This is a genomic window from Serratia sp. M24T3, from assembly GCF_000257645.1.
GTDB lineage: Bacteria > Pseudomonadota > Gammaproteobacteria > Enterobacterales > Enterobacteriaceae > Rouxiella.
Window position 1 is genome coordinate 1 of record NZ_AJHJ01000033.1, and the last position, 23,221, is coordinate 23,221.

The 23,221-nt window shown below is 46.6% G+C and carries 20 protein-coding genes and 1 tRNA gene; 9 read left to right on the forward strand and 12 right to left on the reverse strand.

The window, feature by feature from the left end:
* The 7 genes from SPM24T3_RS19285 to SPM24T3_RS19310 form a co-directional block, all read right to left on the reverse strand.
* On the reverse strand, positions 1 to 830 hold an 830-nt coding region (locus SPM24T3_RS19285; protein ID WP_009638488.1), incomplete at its 3' end, for a hypothetical protein.
* A gap of 78 nt (positions 831 to 908) precedes the next feature.
* Positions 909 to 1,571: a hypothetical protein gene (locus tag SPM24T3_RS19290; protein WP_009638489.1), complete on the reverse strand. Its 663-nt coding sequence runs from the start codon at positions 1,569 to 1,571 to the stop codon at positions 909 to 911.
* A 164-nt stretch (positions 1,572 to 1,735) separates the two neighbouring features.
* Positions 1,736 to 2,704, reverse strand: coding sequence for a TerC family protein (locus SPM24T3_RS19295; protein ID WP_304412044.1), 969 nt, complete (start codon positions 2,702 to 2,704; stop codon positions 1,736 to 1,738).
* Positions 2,705 to 2,741: 37 nt separating this feature from the next.
* Positions 2,742 to 2,912, reverse strand: a complete 171-nt coding sequence (locus SPM24T3_RS25975) for a hypothetical protein (RefSeq protein WP_237713122.1) — start codon at positions 2,910 to 2,912, stop codon at positions 2,742 to 2,744.
* Between the two features lie 100 nt (positions 2,913 to 3,012).
* Positions 3,013 to 3,759 (reverse strand): glutamine amidotransferase, encoded by a 747-nt coding sequence (locus tag SPM24T3_RS19300; protein ID WP_009638491.1) that lies wholly within the window; start codon positions 3,757 to 3,759, stop codon positions 3,013 to 3,015.
* A gap of 87 nt (positions 3,760 to 3,846) precedes the next feature.
* Positions 3,847 to 4,839: a Gfo/Idh/MocA family protein gene (locus tag SPM24T3_RS19305; protein WP_009638492.1), complete on the reverse strand. Its 993-nt coding sequence runs from the start codon at positions 4,837 to 4,839 to the stop codon at positions 3,847 to 3,849.
* Positions 4,840 to 4,913: 74 nt separating this feature from the next.
* Complete coding sequence (locus SPM24T3_RS19310) at positions 4,914 to 5,420, reverse strand: M48 family metallopeptidase (protein WP_009638493.1); 507 nt, start codon at positions 5,418 to 5,420, stop codon at positions 4,914 to 4,916.
* A 171-nt stretch (positions 5,421 to 5,591) separates the two neighbouring features.
* On the opposite strand from SPM24T3_RS19310, the gene rlmG reads away from it, so the two are divergent.
* Positions 5,592 to 6,731: a 23S rRNA (guanine(1835)-N(2))-methyltransferase RlmG gene (gene rlmG / locus SPM24T3_RS19315; protein ID WP_009638494.1), complete on the forward strand. Its 1,140-nt coding sequence runs from the start codon at positions 5,592 to 5,594 to the stop codon at positions 6,729 to 6,731.
* Between the two features lie 2 nt (positions 6,732 to 6,733).
* Here rlmG and SPM24T3_RS19320 read toward each other — a convergent pair whose 3' ends face one another.
* From SPM24T3_RS19320 to SPM24T3_RS19330, 3 genes are all read right to left on the reverse strand, one after another.
* A complete protein-coding gene (locus SPM24T3_RS19320) occupies positions 6,734 to 8,767 on the reverse strand; it encodes an NADPH-dependent 2,4-dienoyl-CoA reductase (RefSeq protein WP_009638495.1) in 2,034 nt (677 codons plus the stop codon).
* A gap of 184 nt (positions 8,768 to 8,951) precedes the next feature.
* Positions 8,952 to 11,264, reverse strand: a complete 2,313-nt coding sequence (bglX, locus tag SPM24T3_RS19325) for a beta-glucosidase BglX (RefSeq protein ID WP_009638496.1) — start codon at positions 11,262 to 11,264, stop codon at positions 8,952 to 8,954.
* Positions 11,265 to 11,503: 239 nt separating this feature from the next.
* Positions 11,504 to 11,785, reverse strand: a complete 282-nt coding sequence (locus SPM24T3_RS19330; RefSeq protein WP_009638497.1) for a YjcB family protein — start codon at positions 11,783 to 11,785, stop codon at positions 11,504 to 11,506.
* Positions 11,786 to 12,503: 718 nt separating this feature from the next.
* Here SPM24T3_RS19330 and SPM24T3_RS19340 point away from each other — a divergent pair.
* The 7 genes from SPM24T3_RS19340 to SPM24T3_RS19365 all read left to right on the forward strand — a co-directional run bounded on the left by SPM24T3_RS19340 (position 12,504) and on the right by SPM24T3_RS19365 (position 20,069).
* Positions 12,504 to 13,118, forward strand: coding sequence for a response regulator transcription factor (locus tag SPM24T3_RS19340; RefSeq protein WP_009638499.1), 615 nt, complete (start codon positions 12,504 to 12,506; stop codon positions 13,116 to 13,118).
* A gap of 94 nt (positions 13,119 to 13,212) precedes the next feature.
* A complete protein-coding gene (locus tag SPM24T3_RS19345) occupies positions 13,213 to 13,746 on the forward strand; it encodes a methylated-DNA--[protein]-cysteine S-methyltransferase (RefSeq protein WP_009638500.1) in 534 nt (177 codons plus the stop codon).
* Between the two features lie 789 nt (positions 13,747 to 14,535).
* Positions 14,536 to 14,778, forward strand: a complete 243-nt coding sequence (locus SPM24T3_RS25605) for a hypothetical protein (protein WP_009638501.1) — start codon at positions 14,536 to 14,538, stop codon at positions 14,776 to 14,778.
* Between the two features lie 337 nt (positions 14,779 to 15,115).
* Positions 15,116 to 16,261 carry a polysaccharide export protein gene (locus tag SPM24T3_RS19350; RefSeq protein ID WP_009638502.1) on the forward strand — a complete coding sequence of 382 codons (1,146 nt, stop codon included), beginning with the start codon at positions 15,116 to 15,118 and terminating at the stop codon, positions 16,259 to 16,261.
* A 26-nt stretch (positions 16,262 to 16,287) separates the two neighbouring features.
* Positions 16,288 to 16,722, forward strand: a complete 435-nt coding sequence (locus tag SPM24T3_RS19355; protein ID WP_037379197.1) for a protein-tyrosine-phosphatase — start codon at positions 16,288 to 16,290, stop codon at positions 16,720 to 16,722.
* Positions 16,723 to 17,069: 347 nt separating this feature from the next.
* Positions 17,070 to 18,497 (forward strand): undecaprenyl-phosphate galactose phosphotransferase WbaP, encoded by a 1,428-nt coding sequence (gene wbaP, locus SPM24T3_RS19360; RefSeq protein WP_009638504.1) that lies wholly within the window; start codon positions 17,070 to 17,072, stop codon positions 18,495 to 18,497.
* Positions 18,498 to 18,821: 324 nt separating this feature from the next.
* Positions 18,822 to 20,069 carry a glycoside hydrolase family 28 protein gene (locus tag SPM24T3_RS19365; RefSeq protein ID WP_009638505.1) on the forward strand — a complete coding sequence of 416 codons (1,248 nt, stop codon included), beginning with the start codon at positions 18,822 to 18,824 and terminating at the stop codon, positions 20,067 to 20,069.
* Between the two features lie 285 nt (positions 20,070 to 20,354).
* On the opposite strand, the gene SPM24T3_RS19370 is transcribed toward SPM24T3_RS19365, so the two are convergent.
* Positions 20,355 to 20,431, reverse strand: a tRNA-Ile gene (locus tag SPM24T3_RS19370).
* Positions 20,432 to 20,573: 142 nt separating this feature from the next.
* Between SPM24T3_RS19370 and mug the strand changes: the two genes are divergently transcribed.
* Positions 20,574 to 21,068: a G/U mismatch-specific DNA glycosylase gene (mug, locus tag SPM24T3_RS19375; RefSeq protein WP_009638506.1), complete on the forward strand. Its 495-nt coding sequence runs from the start codon at positions 20,574 to 20,576 to the stop codon at positions 21,066 to 21,068.
* Between the two features lie 215 nt (positions 21,069 to 21,283).
* On the opposite strand, the gene rpoD is transcribed toward mug, so the two are convergent.
* Positions 21,284 to 23,122 carry an RNA polymerase sigma factor RpoD gene (gene rpoD / locus SPM24T3_RS19380; RefSeq protein WP_009638507.1) on the reverse strand — a complete coding sequence of 613 codons (1,839 nt, stop codon included), beginning with the start codon at positions 23,120 to 23,122 and terminating at the stop codon, positions 21,284 to 21,286.
* Positions 23,123 to 23,221: the final 99 nt, after the last annotated feature.

Below are 23,221 nucleotides of genomic sequence, written 5' to 3' on the forward strand. Positions count from 1 at the left end.
TTGGCATCCATTTTTTTAGTTACCACGAATGCGCTTTCATAGGAGTTATAAGACATACGAGCATTATTTTTTGGCTTACTGGTTTTATCACTCTCTTTTACTTCGAATCGAATATCGAGATTTTCTGTTTCTACACTATTATGCCGCAGCGCTCGATACATCTGGTCGATAGTGTCATCAATGCTTAGCTGGCAGTCACTAGCAAAATTATAGGCTTGCCTGATGATGACGTTGTAGTGATGAGTGTTGGAAGCGGTGCGGATCTCCGTATTAACCAACAGATTTATCTTTGGTTCAACGATTAAGGTATCTTTGTCTTGATGAACAATGATGTTGTTTTTACTCATCAGTGCGCGCTTTTCTTCAAAGCTATTGATTTTTTTATAAGCCTCGCTCTGATAAAGAAAATTAAATCTTGTTTCTAACTTAGCGTTGCTGTTAATAAATATAACCTCCTCCCTGGGCGCTAAAATTTCCCGAGCAACAAAAATGTCAGGCTTTGGCGCGGATTTTTCCAGACGACTAAAATTATTGATTGAGCCAATCGGTATCTGGAACATCATTCTATTAATGGCTGCGTTAAGCCGTTTGCTATTATGGTTAGAATATTTACTTAAATGCTCTTGTAAATCCTTTAACTTGGCTAAAGCTATTGGATCATATTGTAATTCTTTTTTAAGACCCAGCTTACCGAGTAAACTAGTAGGTTTGTTTTTTGAAACTGAAACATGGTTGATATATTTTATTATGTTTTTTTCGGTTCTTGTGTCAGCAGCTCGATCAAATAAAATGCTTGATTGAATTGCTGCACTGCCCATTATAGCTTTCATTACATTTCCCTGGATATTGGCAAATTGATTCAGGATCCTAAGTTTTGGCGGTGTTTTTAACTATCATAAATCGCTGATTTAAAAGTGTGTGTAGCAATTCCCTTCTTGATCATAAAAAGTGACGCCAAGATGTTTCTTGAGATTCTCATTCCTTGCTGCGGCATATTGCATGCGCGGTGAGTCTTCAATGCGGGTTGATTGGGTCTCTGGGATGCTGATTGAATCGTAATATTCTGTTGAACGGCCGTGCTTTTCAATGAGTTTAAAGCTATTTTGCAAATTTGAATCGGTTCCGAAAGCCGCTTTAAACAGCTTTTTTGTCAGAGTAGAAGTTGAGTAGGGAATCTTCATTTTTTGGTTTGCCGGATCAATCTTTTGCTGATTCAGGTATTCACTGAAGCTATTGCTGCCAACAGATAAATCAGGGTGATATAACGGTTTGAAATCAAGCTTCCTGTTAATTATTCTATTAAGGTTTTTGGCTATAGCCTGATTGATTAGAGTATGTTTCTTTTCGCTAAAGTTGGCTTGGCAATGTTTTAGCTCTAACAAATCACTGTGTATTTTAGAATAATCAAAAGAGTTATTGTTATTCTTTTTAGAGAATAAACATCGGTTGTTATTTTTAACCGCGCAGACATTCTTTATATATTTATTAACGTTCTTGGTGGTTGGGTTTTCTTCAATTTTTGTTAATAATATAGCTGAACGTAAAGATAAACTGGCTATGAGTGGTTTCATTAATTTAGCTTATTAAAGTGGTTGAGTAATCCAAGATGATAACTCAATACTGTGGTTTGAAACTGTCAGGAATCGATTATTTTGATTTTTTATTTTAGGCGCTATAGTTGTAGTAATAATAACAAGCACGTAATAAATACGTGCCTGTTAAGTTTTTATTATTTTTATGATTGACGCAGCTTGTCTTTTCTATGATTGACCCAGGCATTGATAATCAACGTCAATGCCAGAATGCTCGCGACGACGCCGAGAGAAATCCCCACCGGGATATGCACCAGGTCGAGAAGCAACATTTTTGCTCCGATAAAGATCAAAATAACCGCCAACCCATACTTAAGCATTGAGAAGCGTTCTGCGACGTTGGCCAACAGAAAATACATGGCGCGCAGGCCGAGGATTGCAAACAGGTTAGACGTTAAAACGATAAACGGATCGGTGGTGACGGCAAAAATGGCTGGAATACTGTCGACGGCAAAAATGACGTCGCTCAATTCAACCATGATCAAAACCAGGACCAGCGGAGTAGCAAAGAGCAGGCCGTTGCGGCGTACAAAGAATTTTTCCCCTGACAGTTCATCGGTCATGCGCAGGTGTCCGCGAAGCCAGCGAATGATTGGTTTGTCACCGATTGCGCCGTCATCCTCTTTGGCGATCGCCATTTTTATACCGGTGAAGAGCAGGAAAGCGCCGAACAGGTAGAGGATCCAGCTGAATTCTGCCACTAGCCAACTGCCAGCGAAGATCATTCCAGTACGCAGTACAATCGCGCCTAAAACGCCGTAGACTAACACTCGACGCTGCAGGCTTGCTGGCACGCTGAAGTAACTAAAAAGCATCAGCCATACGAAGACGTTATCGACCGCCAGTGCTTTTTCGATCAGGTAACCGGTCAGAAAAGCCAATGCTTGTTTATCGGCGACTTCGCGGCCAAATTCGCCGTTCAGATACCACCAGAAAGCAAAGTTAAATAGCAGAGAGAGGCTAACCCACAGTAGAGACCACAGCGCTGCGCTTTTCATGGTAATGGTTTGCGCGCCTTTACGGCCCTGAAGCAGCATGTCGACTGCCAGCATGACAACCACCACCACGGCAAAAGATCCCCACAGCAGCGGACTTCCCACGGAATTCATCATTATTTACCCCTCAAAAAAGCAAAAAAAACGGCTAACGTCAGAAGACGTGTGCCGCTTTTTCAGACTTTTTGTCTGGATTGTAAGCAACCTCGCCTTCCGGCAAGGTCTCACTCACAACCTGAATATTCTTTTTTATTAACGCGATAACCACGCCAATTGTCTTGAATACTGAATTCGGGTTGCTCGGTAACCGGGTGATAAAAATCACCGTAATGACGATTAGCCGACTTGGAAGTTACTCCCCTTTGCATCGACGAAAATAATTCAAAATATTTCTATCGTCAAGCATTTTGTAACAAATTTGCCTGTTATCCCGCCAGTGCGCGCTGTTTACCAAGAGACTCGACAAAGTTTAGCAATAGACTCTGGCTTAGCGGGGTGTCGCTGATGTTTTGCAGTTTTCCCTGATAATCAACGCTGTCATCTTCGGCCTGTTGGTCCAGCCACGGTAAATAAGTTTTCATGATTGCCGCACTAAATTCCGGGTGGAACTGGGTGCTAATCGCATTGGGGCCATAGCGCAGGATCTGATGCGGATCGTGAGCAGATTTTGCCAATACGGTGGCACAGGCGGGCGGCTGCAGCACGGTTTGTAGATGAATCAAATTTGCGCTGAAGTGAGCCGGAAGCGTTGAAATTAAAGGATCTTTCGCGGCCTCAGGCAATAATTCTATCGCTTCGGTTCCGACTTCGATTCCTTGCGGATGATAGCCGACCTCACCACCCAGCGCGTAAGCCATCAGTTGATGACCATAGCAGGCACCCAGCATCGGCAAGTCAATCAGCATGGCCTGACGGATCCAGTCGGCGGCGTCTTCGCTCCAGTCCAGATGCTCGGTGACCATGCTGCGTGAGCCCGTGATTACCGCACCAGCGTAATGCTGTGGTGGCTGCGGGCGTTCACCAGCCTGTAAATCGATGATTACCACCTGCTGACTGTCCATATTCCCCTGGCGAATAAACATCTGCGGAAAGTTGCCGTGCAGCGCGCGGATCGGCTCGGGTGCCTGGCCGGTTTGCAGAATAAGCAGCGGTTTCAGGTAGGTTTGACTCATGCTGGCTCCTTACATTTTTTATCGAATGGTTTCATCAACAGGCTTTTCAGCAGCCTTCAAAAAACAGGTTGTCTATCCGCAGACTGTTTATTGATCTGCCGGGAAAACCACGCCGGTCTGACGACGAATTTCAGTCAACAATTTAGCGGTAATTCGCGACACTTCCAGTCCCGGATGACCGTAAAACTTGCTGTCTACCAAGGTCGCAAAGGTTTCGGCTTCATAAAGCATACTGTTAATGTGCTGTGGCTGCGTCAGGTCGAGCATCTGCCCGCCGCGTGGCGTGTAACTCAGGCTTTGACATTCGGCAAGCTTCTCGATGCGCAAAGTACCGTCTTCACCCTGTATCTCGCTAGGCAGCCAGGAATCACTCACTTTGGAATGGTTAATCACCACTTCGAAATCGCCATACTGATGATTGCCGTAGCTCAGCAGCACCGTGCCTTGTGCATCGACACCGCTGGCAAGCAGAGTGGCGGTAGCTATCACCGAATCTGGTTCGCCAAATAGGGCAACGCTGCTCGCCAGGCAGTAATACCCGATATCCATAATCGAGCCGTTGGAAAAGGCTGGATTAAAAGTATTTGGATTTTCGCCGTTTAAATAGCGCTGATAACGTGAAGAATATTGGCAATAATTGAGCACAGCTTTGCGCAAGGTGCCCATGCGGCTGAGGGTGCTTTTTAGATGCAGAAAATTGGGCAGATAAGCCGTTTTAAACGCTTCGAACAGCACCACCTGATTTTCTGTAGCGCAGCGGATCATGCGTTCTGCTTCCAACTGATTGGAAGCCAGCGGTTTTTCACAAATCACATGCTTTTGATGACTAAGAAAAAGCAATGCCTGCTCGCAATGAAGCGAGTTTGGGCTGGCAATGTAGACTGCGTCAATCTCTTCTGATGCGGCCAGCGCTTCCAGTGAATCAAAATAGTGTTGGACAGGGTAGTCGTGACCGAGTGCCTTGGCATTTTCCAGCATGCGTGAATAGACTGCCGTAAGCTTGAGTTTGCCGCTTTCATGCGCCGCATCGATAAAGCTTTTGGTTATCCAGTTGGTGCCCACTACGGCAAAGCGAATCATGGTTTACTCCCTTTATTATTTTTGTGAGAAAGACCTGAGTAAGTTGTGAAAAAACACTGATAAAAATCTGATGATCAGACGTAGAGCTTGCCGAATAAATCAAGATGAGTCAGATACATGCGAGTATCGAACTCGAGCTGATGGTAATCGGGTGTCATATGACAGCACAGGCTGTAGAAAGCCTTGTTGTGATCTTTTTCTTTTATATGTGCCAACTCGTGAACCACAATCATACGCAGAAAAGCTTCGGGCGCGCTCTTAAATACCGTCGCGACGCGGATTTCTGCTTTAGCTTTAAGCTTGCCGCCCTGAATGCGCGAAATGGCGGTGTGTAATCCAAGGGCGTGACGCATGACGTGGATTTTGTTGTCGTAAGCCACCTTGCTCAGCGGCGACGAACTGCGCAAATATTGATTCTTCAAGTCGAGCGTATACTGATACAACGCTTTGTCGTTGGTCAGTTCATGAGGCTCGGGGTAACGACTTAGCAGCACACTGCCAAGACGCTCTTGTTCGATTAGCTGGCGCACCTGAGCTTGAAGATGCTCCGGGTATCCTTGCAGATAGGTCAATTCTGGCATAACTGTTTGCTTTGGCTCTCTTTAATGGAGGGAAAAGCCGCACGCAATCTGCCCGAGAACGACCGTCGGGCAGCAAGGTGTGACAGATAATCCCTTTTTAACTGAAAAAACATTTTACTGATAGCGCAATTTAAGGGATAAACAGCGCAAATTGAAATATGAGGAGGGCCAATGAGCCATTTTGAACTGGGTACACTGCAACTTGAGTTGGAACGTTATCCCTTACAGGAAGAGTCCACGACGTTGCAGGCGTGGGAAGCCGCGGACGAATATCTGCTGCAGACCTTGACCACCGATACACTCAATGGCCGTCCTGTGCTGATCTTTAACGACAGCTTTGGCACCTTAACCTGCGCGCTGCATGAGTTCTCGCCGATTAGCATTGGTGACTCATTCATGAGCCAGCTGGCGACGCGCTATAACCTGCGCCTGAATGCTCTGGACGATGAAATGGTTACTACCCAGAGCAGTCTCGATCCGCTGCCGCAGGCACCCGGACTGGTGGTGATTAAAGTCCCTAAAACGCTGGCACTGCTGGAACAACAACTGCGAGCGCTGCGCGAAGTCGTGACACCGGATACGCAAATCATCGCCGGTGCCAAGGCGCGCGATATCCATACCTCGACGCTGCAACTGTTTGAAAAAATCCTCGGCACGACCCGTACCAGTCTGGCGTGGAAGAAAGCGCGCCTGATCCACTGTCAGCCAGAAAATGATCTACAGCCTGCCGAGCCGGTGACCACTGAATGGGCGCTCGACGACAGCGAGCTGCGCATCACCAATCACGCCAACGTGTTTTCACGCACCGGTCTGGACATCGGCGCACGCTTCTTTATGCAGCATCTGCCGGAAGGCATTGAAGGGCGTATCGCCGATCTCGGCTGTGGCAACGGCGTTATCGGGATCACCGCGTTGGCGCTGAATCCTGATGCTGAGATGCTGTTTGTCGATGAGTCTTACATGGCGGTGGAATCCAGTCGCGCCAACGTGGCCAACAACCTGCCGCAGGATCTCGAGCGCTGCGAGTTTGAAGTCAATAACATGCTTTCGGGCGTTGAGCGCGAATCACTGCATGCTGTGCTTTGCAACCCGCCGTTCCATCAGGGTACAGTTATCAGCGATGACACGGCATGGCGTATGTTCTGCGACGCCAAGCGCTGCCTGCAACCGGGTGGTGAACTGCGTATCGTCGGCAACCGCCATCTGGATTACTATCAGAAATTGCGTCGCCTGTTCGGCAACTGCACCACTATTGCGACCAACCAGAAGTTTGTGATTCTGCGTGCGGTTAAAACCAACGCGGGTTATTAATCCTAAATAGTCAGCGCCAGACGGGTGCCCTGATCGATTGCGCGACGGGCATCCAATTCCACAGCAACATCTGCTCCACCAATCAAATGGACGATTTTTCCCTGTTGCATCAATGGTTCAAGCAGACTGCGCCGAGATTCTTGCCCGGCACAAATAATGACGTTATCCACTTCGAGACAGTGGCTTTCGCCGCCAACGTTAATATGTAAACCACGATCGTCAATGCGCTCATAGCTCACGCCATTTTGCATCTGCACACCTCTTGCCAGCAGGCTTGCTCGATGTATCCAACCCGTGGTTTTGCCTAAACCCGCCCCGACTTTGCTGCTCTTGCGCTGTAATAAAGTGATTTGCCTTGGCGATGGCTGAGGCACAGCCCCTTGAGCTGCCAGGCCACCACGCTGGCGATAATCCTCATCAATGCCCCATTCCTGATTAAACGCGGCGATGTTTAGACTTGCCGCAGGTTCAACGTGGCTGAGATACTCCGCAGTATCAAAGCCAATACCGCCTGCGCCGATAATGGCGACTCGCTGGCCGACCGGTTTTTTATCTCTCAATACATCAAGATAGGTCAGAACGCAGGGATGATCGATGCCTTCGATTTCCGGCAGGCGCGGCAAAATTCCGCAGGCGAGGATCACCTCGTCATACTCTTTCAGCGCCTCGGTATCGACTTGCTCGCCAAGTTTTAGCTGCACGTCAAGCAGAGCAAGCTGGCGTGAGAAATAGCGCAACGTTTGATAAAACTCCTCTTTGCCGGGGATCTGTTTAGCAATATTGAACTGCCCGCCGATCTCCGGCTGGGCATCAAACAGTGTCACCCGATGACCGCACAATGCTGCGGTAGTTGCAAATGCCAGACCGGCAGGACCAGCGCCGACCACCGCGAGAACTTTGGGTTGCCGGGTAGGATAAATTGGCAGCTCGGTTTCGCGACAGGCGCGAGGGTTGACCAGGCAAGAGGTTAGCTCACCGGCAAATATCTGATCAAGACAGGCCTGATTACAGCCGATACAGGTGTTAATTTCATCCGCACGTCCCTCGGCGGACTTTTGCACAAAGGCCGGATCGGCAAGGAAAGGACGCGCCATCGACACCATGTCGGCGTAACCTGCGGCCAGCAAATCTTCAGCTACCTGCGGATCGTTAATCCGATTGGTGGTAATCAGCGGAATATTCACACTGCCCATTAGCCGTTTGGTGACCCAGGCGAAAGCCGCGCGAGGAACCCGGGTAGCAATGGTCGGGATCCGTGCTTCATGCCAGCCGATGCCAGTATTGATTAATGTCGCGCCTGCTTTTTCAATAGCCTGTGCTAACAGTCGCGTTTCCTGCCAGCTGCTTCCCTGTTCAACCAGGTCGAGCATCGACAGGCGGTAAATAATGATAAAGTGGGCTCCGCATGCCTGGCGCACCCGACGCACTGCCTCAATCGCAAATCGCATTCGATTCTCGCGGCTGCCTCCCCATTGATCGTCGCGCTGGTTGGTGCGTTCGGTTAAAAATTCATTAATCAGATAGCCTTCCGATCCCATGATTTCAACACCGTCATAGTCCGCTAATTGCGCGAGGCGTGCGCATTCTGCAAAGTCATTTAGCGTATGTTCGACTTCGTTTTCACTTAGCGCGTGGGGAGTAAAGCGATTGATCGGTGCCTGGAGAGCGGAAGGGGCCACGGGATCGGGCTGGTAGCTGTAACGGCCAGCATGCAGGATTTGCAGCGCGATTTTGCCTCCAGCGGCGTGAACCGCCTCGGTGACCACCAGATGATGGGCAATTTGCGCTGGCTGATTGAGTACGGACCCCCCACGATAGACCACACCCTGTTCATTCGGGGCTATGCCGCCGGTGACGATGAGGCCTACGCCAGCCGCGGCACGCTCGGCATAGAAAGCGGCCAGGCGCTGCGGGCCGTCGCTTAGCTCTTCCAGTCCGGTATGCATTGACCCCATCAATACTCGATTTTTTAATTGAGTAAAACCTAGGTCGAGAGGAGCCAGTAAATGAGGATAGGGGACGGATTGATTATGCATGACGTACTCCATCAAAAAGATCCGCAGACTCAGTTATCACCAAGTGGTCGGATGAGATGAAGTTAACTCTATCGCCATCGCGGTGGCTTTCAAACACAGGCCGCTGCGAATGTGACAGCTATCATAAATTATTCTGTTAAAGGGGGGCCTCTCAAACACGGATGGCTTGAGAGGCTGGAGGACATTAAAGCAGCAGGAAGCTGCTTTCTTTGACATTCAATGAGTCCAGTCCGATGAATACATTAAATTTACCGGCCTGCGACGCCCATTTAAGCTGATTGTCGAAGAAACGCAGATCTTTCTCTTGCAGAGAAAAGGTTACGCGCTTTTCTTCACCAGGTCGCAGATAGACTTTCTCGAAACCTTTCAGCTCTTTAATCGGGCGGCTGAGAGAGGCCGTCACATCTTGGGTATAAAGCTGAACGATAGTCGCACCGGCAACCTTACCAGTGTTTTTCACCATCACGCTGGCCTGGATATCGCCGGTACGCGAGAGGGTAGTGGAGGACAGGCTGACATCAGAAACGGAGAAATCGGTATAACTCAGGCCATAGCCAAACGGGAATAGCGGGCCGTAGGCGGTATCAAAATAACGTGAGGTGTACTTGTCCGGTTTTTGCGGATTGAACGGACGGCCAGTGTTGAGTTCACTGTTATAGATAGGGATTTGGCCGACATCGCGCGGGAAAGTCATCGGTAGCTTGCCCGAAGGATTGTAATCGCCAAACAACACATCGGCGATGGCGTGGCCGCCTTCTGTGCCGCTATACCAGGTTTCCAGCATTGCGTTGGAGATGTCGTTTTCCCAGCTCAGGGTCAACGGGCGTCCGTTCATCAGCACCAGCACCAGCGGCTTACCGGTGGCTTTCAGAGCTTTGATTAGCGCCTGCTGTGCTTGCGGAATATCGATATTGGTGCGGCTTGAGGCTTCGCTGGACATGCCCTGAGATTCACCAACCACCGCGACGATGACATCGGCCTGGTCAGCGGTTTTCACCGCTTCGTCAATCATCTGCTGTGGCGTGCGAGGATCGTTGACGACCGCTTTGTCATAAGAGTTCAGGAAATCGTAAATCGCTTTGTCATTGGTAATATTCGAGCCGCGAGCGTACAGCAAGGTGGCTTTATTGCCGAGTGCATCCTGCATACCTTTCAGCACGGTAACCGACTGTTTTGCAACGCCTGCAGCCGACCAACTCCCCATCATGTCGCGCTGGCTGTCTGCCAGTGGGCCAATCAGCGCGATAGTACCTTTCTTTTGTAGCGGTAAAATGTGATGGTCGTTTTTCAACAATACCAGCGTGGTGCGCGCCACTTCCCGCGCTTGTGTACGATGCAGACGGCTTTCGGCGTTGGTATTGGCAGGATCACTCGAGGCCGGGCCGAGATGGCGATAAGCATCGGCAAACAGGCCCATATCCCACTTGGCAGTTAATACATCACGCACTGCGCGGTCGATATCCTGCCGAGAAACTAATCCATCCTTGAGGAGCCCTTTAAGATATTTGCCGTACATGTTGTCGGCCATATCCATATCCACCCCGGCTTTCAGTGCCATGGCAGCGGCCTGACGATCGTTTTCGGCGACTCCATGTTTAACCAGCCCGCCAATCGCTCCGTGATCGCTGACTGTCAGTCCGTGGAATTTCCACTGGTCGCGCAAAATATCCTTCAACAGCCAGGTATTGGAGGTTGCCGGAACGCCGTTGACCGAATTCAGAGCGACCATCACCCCGCCTGCTCCGGCATCAAGCGCGGCTTTATAAGGCGGCATATAGTCGTTAAACATGCGCGACAGGCTCATATCGACAGTGTTGTATTCACGACCGCCTTCCACTGCGCCATACAGGGCGTAATGTTTAACGTTAGCCATGATGTTGTCAGGAGCCGAAGGGTCATTGCCCTGATAGCCTTTTACCGTAACGGCAGCCATGAGTGAGGTCAGGTAAGTGTCTTCGCCAAAACCTTCCGACACGCGGCCCCAGCGGGGATCGCGGGTGATATCCACCATGGGTGAGAAAGTCATGTTGAGTCCGTCGGCAGCCGTTTCTTCTGCCGAGATGCGGGCGCTGAGGGCTACTGCATTAATATCCCAGCTGGCGGCCAATCCCAAACTGATGGGGAACACGGTACGCTGGCCATGGACAACGTCATAGGCGTAAAACGGTGGGATCTTCAGGCGGCTATACTGCACCTGATCCTGCATGGCGCGAATATCGGGTTTCGTTACCGTGTTGAACACTCCGCCCACTTTATCGGCGCGAATGTCAGCCATAATCTGTTGTTTTGGATTATCCGGCCCGACGCTGACCAGATTAAGCTGGCCGATCTTTTCGTCCAATGTCATTTTTTTCATCAGACTGGAGATAAAGGCGTCTCGCTGTTTCACCTGTAATTGGGGAATATTGGCAGAGGCGGGTGTTGATGAAATATTTTGAGCATAGAGCGGCGAGCTAAACATCAAAAATGCTGCACTGAGTAAATAATGCTTTTTCATTAAATATCCTAGATCTAAACACCGGCCTACCGACAAAAATACTCAATTATTGCAGGCAAACTTAGAAAGATTTTTTATGGTAATTAGAAGAAGAATTTAATAGGGAGCAGGGGGAATGGCAATGTATATATTGGATAAGCATAGGATTAATCACGGTATCACACATTCAGTCGAGTGTTTTGATACCGCAATAGTCTGGCAATAGCGGGAATAGCTAAGTGACGCGTCAGAGGTTTGCGTTAGGGCATCGGCCAATTGGTTGGCGTTTTACTCATCACATCGATAAATACGTCTTTCGAGGCCAACCAGAAATGCGTCATCGCTTCAATACTCAAGTTCATACCCATTAATCCCATGACAAACCAGAACGTCATCGACAGGCCAAGGCCACTGCATACAAATGCCAGGGTATTCTTACTGGTTTGACGGCAAACTACATTGAGTTGGCTGGCGAAAAACATCATAAAGGCGCTCAGTAATTCCCAGCGCATCATCATGAAACCAGTAGTCAGGGTATTCATCGGTTCTCATTCCTTAGTGCAATCAATCTTTTACGCTTACTAAACGGCATAATTCCATGGCAAAGCCATGAATTTAAATAGGTAATGGTAGAAGTTTGGAAAAGTTAAATGGTGTCAAAGTGTGATTCAGGTCACATTCTATCATCTGTTTTTAGAATTGTGCAAAAAACAATCTGGAATAATAACCGACATAAATCGTCTAAAAGTTATTAAAAAATGCACCTTATACTTTTTTAACGAAAATTTAACTCAGTTGGTCAAACTGATTACGGGTGATGGCCTAAGAATTTTCTCACCATCGGTGGCAGTAGTTTGGATTCTCTTCAGGCCAAAGATTTGTAAATCAGTAAATAAATTTATGAAATGGAGCCGATTAGGTATCAAATTCGAGGGATTTGACTAATTTATAACTAGGAAGTATAAGTTTTTTTTGAGTAGTTTTAGGTTGCAACGTAATTACCAAGAAAAATCCTAGTCATACCGTATGGATTTAGTGGCTATTTTTGCATGAAATTTAAGCAATATCTGGCTGCGGGATTTAAAGTGCCAGGTGGAAGTTTTGATAAATATTAAAAGTCGATATAAAAAATGGCTATAAGCGCTTTTTTCGGGTTTTTACGTCTTAATTCAAATTTAATGAATTAAGCCTATTCATGATGTGCGCCTAAAATTATATTTTTAAGTGCCGTTAGGATGACTCTTTATATTTAAGGGAACTATGAAAAACTTGGTCTTAATGGAACCGCATTCCTTTACCTGTATGGCTATTAGAACGCTCATTCCTGAAGATGTAAAAATCAGAGGCGCGCTAAAAGGTTATCCTCCGTTACAGTCTATGCTTGATGCAGAAATGATCGATATTGTCATTATGGAAATATACGATACGAATTTATTTCCCATGGATGGTATAGACTTTATACGACGCAATGTACATCATTGGAATCGTGTAACACTGATTATTTGTACGGATGTTGATAATATTTTTCTTATCAAAGAGTTAATGAAGTGTAAGGCCCGCGTTCTTATATCTAAAAAAGATGACATTGCTTCTATTCAGCATGCTATCGATAAAGGTATTTCGGGCGATTATTACTGTAGCTCTAACTTACTTGCTGTTGTTAATGCTGATAATAATCAGCTATCTTTAACTTCAAGCGAGCTGAGGGTGATGTCGTTATTATTGAATAACAATACGCCGATTGAAATATCGGAGTATCTTGGCGTCAGCTATAAAACGGTACAAACGCATAAAAGAAACGTTATGCAAAAATTGGGTGCTAGAAATAGTTTCGGATTATTAAAAATAGGCTATGAATATAAGGCTAAATTATAGTATTGCGTAATCTTCACCAGCCTGGGTGTTTCCCCACCATTCTATAATCCTTATACTGAGGGAAGTGACTAGGCTGCCTTAAGGACGTGAATAAATGGAATGCACATTCAAACTGATGCCGTCTCCTGTCGGGATGCTAACTTTGATAGCCCGAGGAAATGCTCTTGCCGCCGTGCTTTGGGAACATGAGCGAAAAAATCGCGTCCGGCTTGGTGTGTTAACAGAAGACAGCTCCCATCCAATATTGCTTGAAACCGAAAATCAGCTGAACGAATATTTTTCCGGAACTCGGACTCAGTTTCAGCTGGATCTGGATTTTCAAGGCACTGAATTTCAAAAGCAGGTCTGGCAAGCCCTGCTAGACATTCCTTATGGTGAAACCCGCAGTTACGGTCAAATTGCCCTTTCCCTGGGCAATCCCAAGTCAGTTCGCGCCGTGGGGGCTGCCAACGGCCGGAATCCGATTTCTATTATTGCCCCCTGCCATCGAGTGATTGGTGCTTGCGGATCATTGACTGGTTTTGCTGGTGGTCTGGAGGCAAAAGCCTTTTTATTGACTCTTGAAGGGCATAATTTTTCCAAATCGGATCAGACTGCGCTTGCCTATCAAACCGAGCTGCCTTTTTAATGGCATCCAGACATCTTGCGTATTATCGCGCTATATAGACATCGTTTTACTGTTAAATTTTACTTATGTTAATGTGTTTTTCTGTCGGCTGATGCTAATGGATGATCATGTTATTTCATAATAAATTTATGATGATAAGAAAATCCGGTTTAATCCTATCGTTAAAAATCCTAAAACTTGGTTAACTCAGTGTGCTTGGACAATAGACAACAATTGTCTAGTCTGAAATGTAGGGCTCGAAAGAGTTTTTGCGTGGCTTGCGGCAAAAATTATGTCATTTTCAGATAGTTTCATTATATTCTGATAGGCAAGTAAGTCATTGTATCAAAAATGGGTCTTTCTGTTTTCCTCGATTTCTTCGCGAGTGTTGCTGTTTGTTAAGAGGTCAGGATAGTGGCTCATGCCAAAAGGGATTTTTTAGGCCGATATCACACTATAAATTAGGATATTTGTTGGTTTATTACTCTATTGCCAGAACAATTATCCTACGATTGACGGGCAAGGAGCCCACAGTGCTATGGTTGCTGCTAAGCCATGGCGGTAGCGTGCTTATAAAACGCGTCAATAAAAACTGTATGTTGAAAAATCTGTAGTCTCATCACCCGCCTGTGGCATTATCATTGTCAGGATTTCTTTTGTCTCAGCTTGGCCGTGTGCAAAGATTTAGTTCGATGACACCTACAAGTTTCAAACGTTGAGCTATTTGTTAGCCATTTAGACGATCGGGATGAATGACTCAGCGTAAATTGCCCTATCTTTTATCTGCATTAAAGGAAAGAGAGCAACCTGATGGCAAAAACAGTGGCGATAAAACGAGCTCCTTCAAAAACTCTTTTTTCTGAGATATGCAGCCTTGCCTTCTTGTTGACAGGTAGCTCAGCAATCCGATCGCTGCAACACATCAATGATTCACGCACAAATTTTCCCTGGTTAGCCGCCCGCATTATTATCCTGCAACAGATAGCCAGTGTTATCGGTGTGAAGTGGATCAGAGTGGGAAGTCAAAAAAAGATCAGCTATCTTTTACTTTGAGACGACTAGTTTTCAGATTTGTAATTGCGGCTGCGTTGTCCTTATTTATCATAATAGTTATTATCGTCAAAGTTATCGACTTGATGAAGCAATCGAGCTGAAGGCAACATGGCTTGGTCGTTGAGACCTATATCTTGCTGTATGCCAATCAACCTGCGACAGTGGTAACCCGATGAAGAAAAAAGTAACAGTAATATTGTTGGGGCCAGTGCTAAATTGGATTTACCTTTAGACCTCTAAGCTACCTGGTTATGTAACGTGGTCGGGCAATAAAATAGGGGATATGGGTGATAGCGCGTCCTTTCCGTAACTTGACTCTAACTTTGAACAAATTTCAATGACAAAAAAATATGCATTCAAGTTGACAGCGATGGCTGTTTTTATAGGACTTCTCAGTGGTTGTACGATAATTCCTGGTCAGGGTTTAAGCACTCTTGGCAAAAATGAGGTTAAGCAACCTGACAGCGGAACCGACTGGGATTCCAAAATTAATGTCTATCCGATGACACCGCAACTGGTAGCCAAATTGCGTAGTGCGCCTGTCGTGGCTAGACCAAATCCTGAATTAGATGCATTAATAAGCCGTTATCAATATCGTATCGGTGTTGGTGATGTCTTGAATATTACCGTGTGGGATCATCCGGAGCTAACTACTCCCGCGGGCACTTATCGCAGCGCTGCCGAGAGCGGTAACTGGGTCGGTGCAGACGGTAATATCTTCTATCCTTACATTGGTAATGTTTATGTTGTGGGTAAAACTATTGATGAAGTTCGTCAAGAAGTTGCCAAGCGCCTTGTGACCTATATTCAAAGCCCGCAGGTTGACGTTAGTGTTGCCGCTTTCCGTTCGCAGAAAGCTTATATTTCCGGTGAGGTGACAAAGTCTGGTCAGTTACCGATTTCGAACATACCGTTGACCGTCGTTGATGCAATAAATGATGCGGGTGGACTGCTGGAGGATGCCGACTGGCGTAATGCCATATTGACGCATAATGGCAAAGATCAGAATATCGATCTCTCCGCTTTACTCCAGAAAGGTGACCTGACCCAAAACCATTTACTTTATCCTGACGACATACTTTATGTGCCGCGTAATGATAGCCAAAAAGTATTTGTGATGGGTGAAGTTGTTAAACAGAATACTCAAAAAATCGACAGTAGTGGCATGACACTTGCCGAGGCATTAGGAAACGCAGACGGTATTAGCCAAATTACCTCTGATGCCACCGGTGTCTTTGTTATCCGCCAGATAAAAGGTGGTGATAAACAGGGCCATATAGCCAATATTTATCAGCTCAATGCTAAAGATGCGACCGCGATGGTTATGGCATCACAGTTCCAGCTCCAGCCGTACGATATCGTTTATGTGACTAGTACACCGCTGACCCGTTGGAACCGCGTAATCTCACAATTGGTTCCAACTATTACCGGCGCAAACCAGCAGATCCAATCAATCCGTTATATCAGGGATTGGAATCAGTGATGAATATAAGTAACTGGGCATAATTTATGTTTAATTCGGTGCTAATCGTATGTACTGGTAATATCTGCCGTTCTCCTACGGCAGAGAGAAGACTGCGCCAATTATTACCGGACATGAAGATTGATTCGGCGGGTGTTGGAGCTTTGGTTGACCATGAGGCCGATCAGGACGCATCACTTATCGCAGAAAAACATGGGCTTTCACTGGTAGATCATAAAGGACGGCAATTTAATGCCGCATTAGCTCGCCAGTATGATTTGATACTAGTGATGGAGCAGTCACACATTGAGCAGGTGACGCGCCAGGCAATTGAAGCCAGAGGTAAAACTCTGCTTTTAGGGCATTGGTTAGATAAGAAAGAGATCCCCGATCCCTATCGTAAAAGTCGTGAGGCTTTTGAACATGTTTATCAATTGATTGATAAATCCTGCCTAAGTTGGTCAAAGAAGCTAGGCAGTTAAAACGTTAACGTTGGTTACTGCATAGTGCTAGGCAATATCTGAAAATAAGATTCAGCTCTTTAATACCCAAGAGCTGAATCAGTTTTTTTGGTAAACTAAGTCATAAAAAATTATTACTAGCGTAATTTGATGATTCCCCCGACGGATTATACTTTCAGAGCCTTTTTGCACTGTTTTAATATGCATTGAATTAATTTTGGCTGAACAGCGGTTGGCCAATGCTGCAATTTTTGGTTTCAGTAATAAAAACAGGTTGTACTTAACGGGTCAAAACGATTTAGAACTAGAAAATCCCAATATATCCACTTCTCTCGTTTTGCTTTCTCTCCTTTCTGAGGACTCACATAATGCGTTTTGCCAGAAATTTATGGGTTACTTTTGCCCTGGCTCTATCAGATTTTATAAGTTTTGCTCTTTCGTTATATCTGGCTATTGGTGTAATGCACCTGACTTTGAGTCACTATGATATTGAAGTACCTGAAACACAGATTGAGGGATGGGTATTCCTTCACTGGTTATTAGCATGCAGTATGGTGATTTGGTGCGGTGTTCGCCTGCGTCATTATTTTTATCGTAAGACCTTCTGGTTCGAGCTCAAAGAAATCCTTCGCACACTGATCATTTTTGCAATCGTCGAGATAGCGGTCATCGCATTCGCCAAGTGGTATTTTTCTCGCTATTTATGGTGCACCACCTGGGCATTTGTGGTCATCTTAGTACCCGCCGCCCGCATGTTTACCAAGCTATTGTTAGTTAAGTTGGGGCTTTGGCAGCGCGATACTATGATTATTGGCAGCGGCAAGAATGCCGTGGAAGCCTGCAAAGCCATTTCGGATGAAACTAATATGGGTCTTCGCGTAATAGGTTTCATTTCTAATAAACCTTCTGAACTGCCTGATGATCGTCTTGAGGGACTTCCGGTAGTTCATGCCAATGCCAAGTGGCTGGATAATGGCATCGATAAACGTATGCAGTTTATAGTTGCGGTTGAAAATGATGAAGGTGATATCCGTAACTCCTGGCTGCGTGAGCTGATGATTAAAGGTTATCGCTACGTTTCCGTTATTCCGACATTGCGCGGTATGCCGCTTGACAGTACTGATATGTCCTTTATTTTTAGCCACGAAGTCATGATTTTCCGTGTTCATAATAATCTGGCAAAATGGTCATCACGCATTATTAAACGAATGTTCGATATTTGTGCTTCGCTAGCAATAATTATTCTGCTCTCTCCTGCGCTACTTTATATTATGCGTAAAGTTAAAAAGGATGGCGGTCCTGCTATTTATGGTCATGAACGTATCGGCAAGAGTGGCATTCCATTTAAGTGTTTAAAATTCCGCTCCATGGCGATTAATTCAAAAGAATTATTGGCAGAGCTGTTAGAAACAGATGCTGAAGCTCGAGCCGAATGGGAGGAGACGTTTAAGCTTAAAAACGATCCGCGCGTGACCAAAATTGGTAGCCTGTTGCGCCGCACCAGTCTGGATGAACTTCCTCAGCTGTTTAACGTGCTGAAAGGGGAGATGAGCCTGGTAGGTCCGCGTCCAATTATTCATGCCGAGCTAGAACGTTATCGCGACCAGGTTGATTATTATCTGTTAAGCAAGCCTGGAATGACTGGCCTTTGGCAGGTCAGCGGCCGAAGTGACGTTGACTATGAAACTCGCGTCTATTTTGATGCCTGGTATGTGAAAAACTGGTCAATGTGGAATGATATCGCAATTCTTTTCAAAACTGTCGGTGTAGTATTCAAACGCGATGGCGCTTATTAATACCAAAATTTAATACTTCTGCTGCTTGTTTTATGCAAAGCCGGTCCTGATTCAGGTCCGGCTTTTTTATTGGGTGCGGATTACCGTAGTAAGGGCTCAACGATAGGGACAATCTTCTGCCAGTTAATGAAAATCAGAATTGCTGCGGCTGCTAAAACGATGAATACCCATTTTCCAAGCATATCCGTTCCTCTGTTCTCTGAAGTAGATTCCTAATCTTTTATCTTATACCGCATGAATGTGTTGATTTACTTAAAATGTGTTTAATTAGTGTTGCGGTTTTTTGCCGCATGCTGAGAGACGACTTTTTAAAGGCAACGAGCTATGAAACGGGCTTTTGACCTCACTGTTTTCCCTCCTATTCTTTTTATACTAATCGGCCTTTTGCTGATTGCCAACGTGCACGCTGCCGACAGGAGAAAGGTTTTAGAGCCAGAGTTGCCTAAAATCGTGTGCGCAACACTGTTGCCGATAAAAGATAAAAACGCCGATCAGCAAAGGATTCAGGCCGCTATTGACCACTGCCCCTCAGGTGCTGCGGTGCGTTTTAGCAAGGGAGGTTTCATCAGTGGGCCACTAGTTATCCGTTCTGGTGTTTCTTTATGGATCGACAGCGGTGCAGTCCTGGCGGCCTCGAACGATCCCCATTCCTACGATAGGGGCAAGGGCCTGTGCGGAACACTAGCTGGCCGCGGAGATGGTTGTCGGCCATTCATCACCTTTGAGGGCAATAATGGCGGTGGAATTACTGGCGATGGCGAGATAGACGGGCGTGGCGGTCAACTTATGAAAGGCCGAAATGAGTCTTGGTGGCAGCTTGCTCGACGTGCGCAGAAGGAGCATCGCCGACAGAACACTCCGCGACTTATCGAAATTGAACACGCCAGAAATTTGGTTTTCTATCGTATCAGACTGGTGAATTCCCCTAATTTTCACATGGCTATGAACCACGTCGAGGGTATTACAGTTTGGGGAGTGACTATCAACGCGCCTGCCACGGCGAGAAATACCGACGGTATTGATCCAGGCGCTGCGACAGACGTCACCATCGCACACAGCATCATCAGTACAGGGGATGATGATGTAGCGATCAAAGCGGGTAGCGGATGCGGCAGCCGTTTTATTTCTATTATCGATAATCACTTTTATGCTGGGCATGGTATGTCGATTGGCAGTGAAACATCAGCTGGAGTAAGTGATGTATTAGTTAATGGATTAACGTTGGACGGGACTACTTCTGGCCTGCGGATTAAAAGCGATGTCAGCCGGGGAGGATTGGTAAACAATCTCGACTTCGAGAATATTACATTGCACCACAACCGCTGGCCGATCAATTTCGATACCCGTTATGATCCCGATGCTAAAGGCAATTTAATTCCTCAATTCCAAAATATAACCCTCGTCAATATCCGTGGCGGATCGGGGGTTATGATCATGCGAGGCTATGATCCCGCTCATCCTCTCAGCGTTACGCTTAAAAATGTACATTTTGATAAAGAAGCGCGATGGGAAGTAGAAAATACTCATGTGAAGGTCTTAGGCGATCTTTATCCAAAGTTAGCACCACGCTAGATCCTATTTTCTAGCTTTTGCAGACTTCGAGAACACTTTACCGGCGGCTGATTATTTATTTGGACCGAGGTATAACGAGGATCTTTGAACCAAAACAATATCGTCAACTTTTCCCTGATGCATAAAACGAAACTCACAATTTCATTAGAGAAGCGAAAGCGGGTTTTTTGACAACGTGAAAGTGGATGAAGATTCACTATCGCCACTAAGTGGCCATTTGAAATTTAGGCAATAAAAAAGCCACTTCGAAAAGTGGCTTAATATGCTGATTTTATAGCTAAAATTTGGTGGCCCCTACTGGACTTGAACCAGTGACCAAGCGATTATGAGTCGCGTGCTCTAACCAACTGAGCTAAGGGGCCGCGGGGCGAGATTATACGGCAGTTAGTTGCCCCAGGTCTACACCTCAAACAACCGTATGCCTGATTAATGTACAACTTTTAGCTTGTTGTTATTGCTGCGAGTTTTTAGGATAGCAACATTAAAATTTACTAAAGGCTTAACATGATCACTGACATCATTGACCACAATCTTCGCGTGCTTTTCTGCGGTATCAATCCTGGCCTCTCCACTGCGCACCACGGCTTCCATTTTGCTAACTCTAACAATCGCTTCTGGAAAGTCATTCATCAGGCAGGTTTCACTGAACGGCTCTTAAAACCAGAAGAAGAGCAGCATCTGCTGGATACCGGCTGCGGGATCACCATGCTGGTCGAGCGGCCAACGGTGGAAGCTACTGAATTGGCGCGCAACGAGCTGCGCAATGGCGGTGAAGCGTTGAAAGACAAGGTCATGCAGTATCAACCTCGGGCATTGGCAGTGCTGGGCAAGCAGGCATTTAGTAGCGCATTTGGTATTCGCAAGGTTGAGTGGGGTTTGCAACCTGTTACGCTTGGCGAAACGCAGGTATGGGTATTGCCTAATCCAAGTGGTCTCAATCGTGCGACATTAGATGCACTGGTAAAAAGCTATCAAGAGTTATACGACGCGCTAAAATAGTGCTGACAAGCTTTGCAGGGCTTTATTTGGTAATTTAAAACTAAATTGGGCAGCCTCATTCAATAATTTACCCGAATTTTGGGGCCTGATTTAGCCAGCACTTTCTATCTTGCCAAAAGATTGGCCTGCTGAATTAAGATCGAGGCTCATAAAAAAGCCCCGTCGGGATAACCAGACGGGGCTTTTGTTTTCAACTAACCATTATCGCTTATCGATTAATCGTCGAGGAAGCTACGCAGTACTTCAGAACGGCTTGGATGGCGCAGTTTACGCAACGCTTTCGCTTCGATCTGACGGATACGCTCACGGGTAACGTCGAACTGTTTGCCCACTTCTTCCAGCGTGTGGTCAGTGTTCATATCGATACCAAAACGCATACGCAGAACTTTCGCTTCACGAGCGGTCAGACCAGCCAGTACGTCGTGTGTTGCAGAACGCAGGCTCTCGGAAGTGGCAGAATCCAGTGGCAGCTCGAGGGTAGTATCCTCAATAAAATCACCCAGATGCGAATCTTCATCGTCGCCGATTGGCGTTTCCATGGAGATAGGCTCTTTGGCGATCTTCAGCACTTTACGGATTTTGTCTTCTGGCATCAGCATACGCTCGGCCAGTTCTTCAGGCGTTGGTTCGCGGCCCATCTCTTGCAGCATCTGACGGGAGATACGGTTGAGTTTGTTGATCGTCTCAATCATATGTACCGGGATACGGATGGTACGCGCCTGGTCGGCGATAGAACGGGTGATAGCCTGACGGATCCACCAGGTCGCATAAGTCGAGAACTTATAACCACGGCGATATTCAAACTTATCAACAGCTTTCATCAGTCCGATGTTACCTTCCTGAATCAGATCGAGGAACTGCAAGCCGCGGTTGGTGTATTTCTTGGCGATCGAAATAACCAGACGCAAGTTGGCTTCCACCATCTCTTTCTTCGCGCGACGCGCTTTCGCTTCACCGATCGACATGCGACGGTTGATATCTTTAACCTGTTCGATGGTCAGACCGGTTTCTTCTTCGATCTGGCGCAGCTTTTGCAGCCCGCGCTGTACATCTTCAGTCACTTCTTTCAGTTTTTCAGACCATGGCTTAGCCATTGCCAGTGCCGCTTCGAACCAGGTTTGATTGGTTTCGTTGCCGGCGAACAGGTTGACGAAGTTTTTCTTCGGCATTTTGCACTGTTCAACACACAGCTTCATGATCAGACGTTCCTGAGCACGAACGCGGTCCATCATGGAGCGCATGCTGTTAACCAGGAAGTCGAACTGCTTAGGCACCAGACGGAACTGTTTGAAAACTTCAGACAGTTTCAGGATCTCTTCAGCAGAACTCTTGTGGCTGCGGCCGTTTTTCTTGATGACTGAACGGGTCGCTTCGTGCTGCTCACGCAGTTCGGTAAATTTCTGACGCGCCAACTCAGGGTCGATGCTGTTGTCGTCTTCGGCATCGTCGTCTTCGTCTTCATCGTCGTCTGAATCGTCTAATTCTTCGTTAGACAACTCTGAACCAACGTGAGTCGCGGTCGGTGCAATTTCTTCTTCTGCGTTAGGATCAACAAAACCGGTAATCAAATCTGACAGACGAGCTTCGCCTGCTTCAACACGGTCATATTGCTCTAACAAATAGGTGATAGCTTCAGGATATTCGGCAACCGAGCACTGAACCTGGTTGATACCGTCTTCGATACGTTTGGCGATGTCGATTTCGCCTTCACGGGTCAAGAGTTCTACGGTACCCATTTCACGCATATACATGCGGACAGGATCGGTGGTACGGCCGATTTCAGATTCTACGCTTGAGAGCACCTGCGCTGCGGCTTCTGCTGCATCTTCGTCGGTATCAGGTCTATTTTCGGCCAGCATCAAATCATCGGCATCAGGCGCTTCTTCAAGAACCTGTATACCCATGTCGTTGATCATCTGGATGATGTCTTCGATCTGGTCGGAGTCGACGATATCTTCCGGCAGATGGTCATTGACCTCAGCAAAGGTCAAATAGCCTTGCTCCTTACCACGGGTGACAAGTAGCTTAAGCTGTGACTGCGGGTTTTGCTCCATAAGACGGTATCCACACTTCAGAGTATTGGGTTGGTGTCGGTCGGCGAAACCGCCAACTATAACATTTGGGGCGTATTTGATTTCGCCGCGGCCCACTAT

What these genes read in the sequence shown, in the direction of transcription:
- SPM24T3_RS19305 (WP_009638492.1), bottom strand. Translation starts at nt 4,839, where the DNA reads ATGATTCGCTTTGCCGTAGTGGGCACCAACTGGATAACCAAAAGCTTT.
- mug (WP_009638506.1), top strand. Translation starts at nt 20,574, where the DNA reads ATGATCACTGACATCATTGACCACAATCTTCGCGTGCTTTTCTGCGGT.
- SPM24T3_RS19290 (WP_009638489.1), bottom strand. Translation starts at nt 1,571, where the DNA reads ATGAAACCACTCATAGCCAGTTTATCTTTACGTTCAGCTATATTATTA.
- SPM24T3_RS19365 (WP_009638505.1), top strand. Translation starts at nt 18,822, where the DNA reads ATGAAACGGGCTTTTGACCTCACTGTTTTCCCTCCTATTCTTTTTATA.
- bglX (WP_009638496.1), bottom strand. Translation starts at nt 11,264, where the DNA reads ATGAAAAAGCATTATTTACTCAGTGCAGCATTTTTGATGTTTAGCTCG.
- SPM24T3_RS19330 (WP_009638497.1), bottom strand. Translation starts at nt 11,785, where the DNA reads ATGAATACCCTGACTACTGGTTTCATGATGATGCGCTGGGAATTACTG.
- SPM24T3_RS19355 (WP_037379197.1), top strand. Translation starts at nt 16,288, where the DNA reads ATGTTTAATTCGGTGCTAATCGTATGTACTGGTAATATCTGCCGTTCT.
- SPM24T3_RS19320 (WP_009638495.1), bottom strand. Translation starts at nt 8,767, where the DNA reads ATGCATAATCAATCCGTCCCCTATCCTCATTTACTGGCTCCTCTCGAC.
- wbaP (WP_009638504.1), top strand. Translation starts at nt 17,070, where the DNA reads ATGCGTTTTGCCAGAAATTTATGGGTTACTTTTGCCCTGGCTCTATCA.
- rlmG (WP_009638494.1), top strand. Translation starts at nt 5,592, where the DNA reads ATGAGCCATTTTGAACTGGGTACACTGCAACTTGAGTTGGAACGTTAT.
- SPM24T3_RS19345 (WP_009638500.1), top strand. Translation starts at nt 13,213, where the DNA reads ATGGAATGCACATTCAAACTGATGCCGTCTCCTGTCGGGATGCTAACT.
- SPM24T3_RS19300 (WP_009638491.1), bottom strand. Translation starts at nt 3,759, where the DNA reads ATGAGTCAAACCTACCTGAAACCGCTGCTTATTCTGCAAACCGGCCAG.
- SPM24T3_RS19350 (WP_009638502.1), top strand. Translation starts at nt 15,116, where the DNA reads ATGACAAAAAAATATGCATTCAAGTTGACAGCGATGGCTGTTTTTATA.
- SPM24T3_RS19295 (WP_304412044.1), bottom strand. Translation starts at nt 2,704, where the DNA reads ATGATGAATTCCGTGGGAAGTCCGCTGCTGTGGGGATCTTTTGCCGTG.
- SPM24T3_RS19340 (WP_009638499.1), top strand. Translation starts at nt 12,504, where the DNA reads ATGAAAAACTTGGTCTTAATGGAACCGCATTCCTTTACCTGTATGGCT.
- rpoD (WP_009638507.1), bottom strand. Translation starts at nt 23,122, where the DNA reads ATGGAGCAAAACCCGCAGTCACAGCTTAAGCTACTTGTCACCCGTGGT.
- SPM24T3_RS19310 (WP_009638493.1), bottom strand. Translation starts at nt 5,420, where the DNA reads ATGCCAGAATTGACCTATCTGCAAGGATACCCGGAGCATCTTCAAGCT.
- SPM24T3_RS25605 (WP_009638501.1), top strand. Translation starts at nt 14,536, where the DNA reads ATGGCAAAAACAGTGGCGATAAAACGAGCTCCTTCAAAAACTCTTTTT.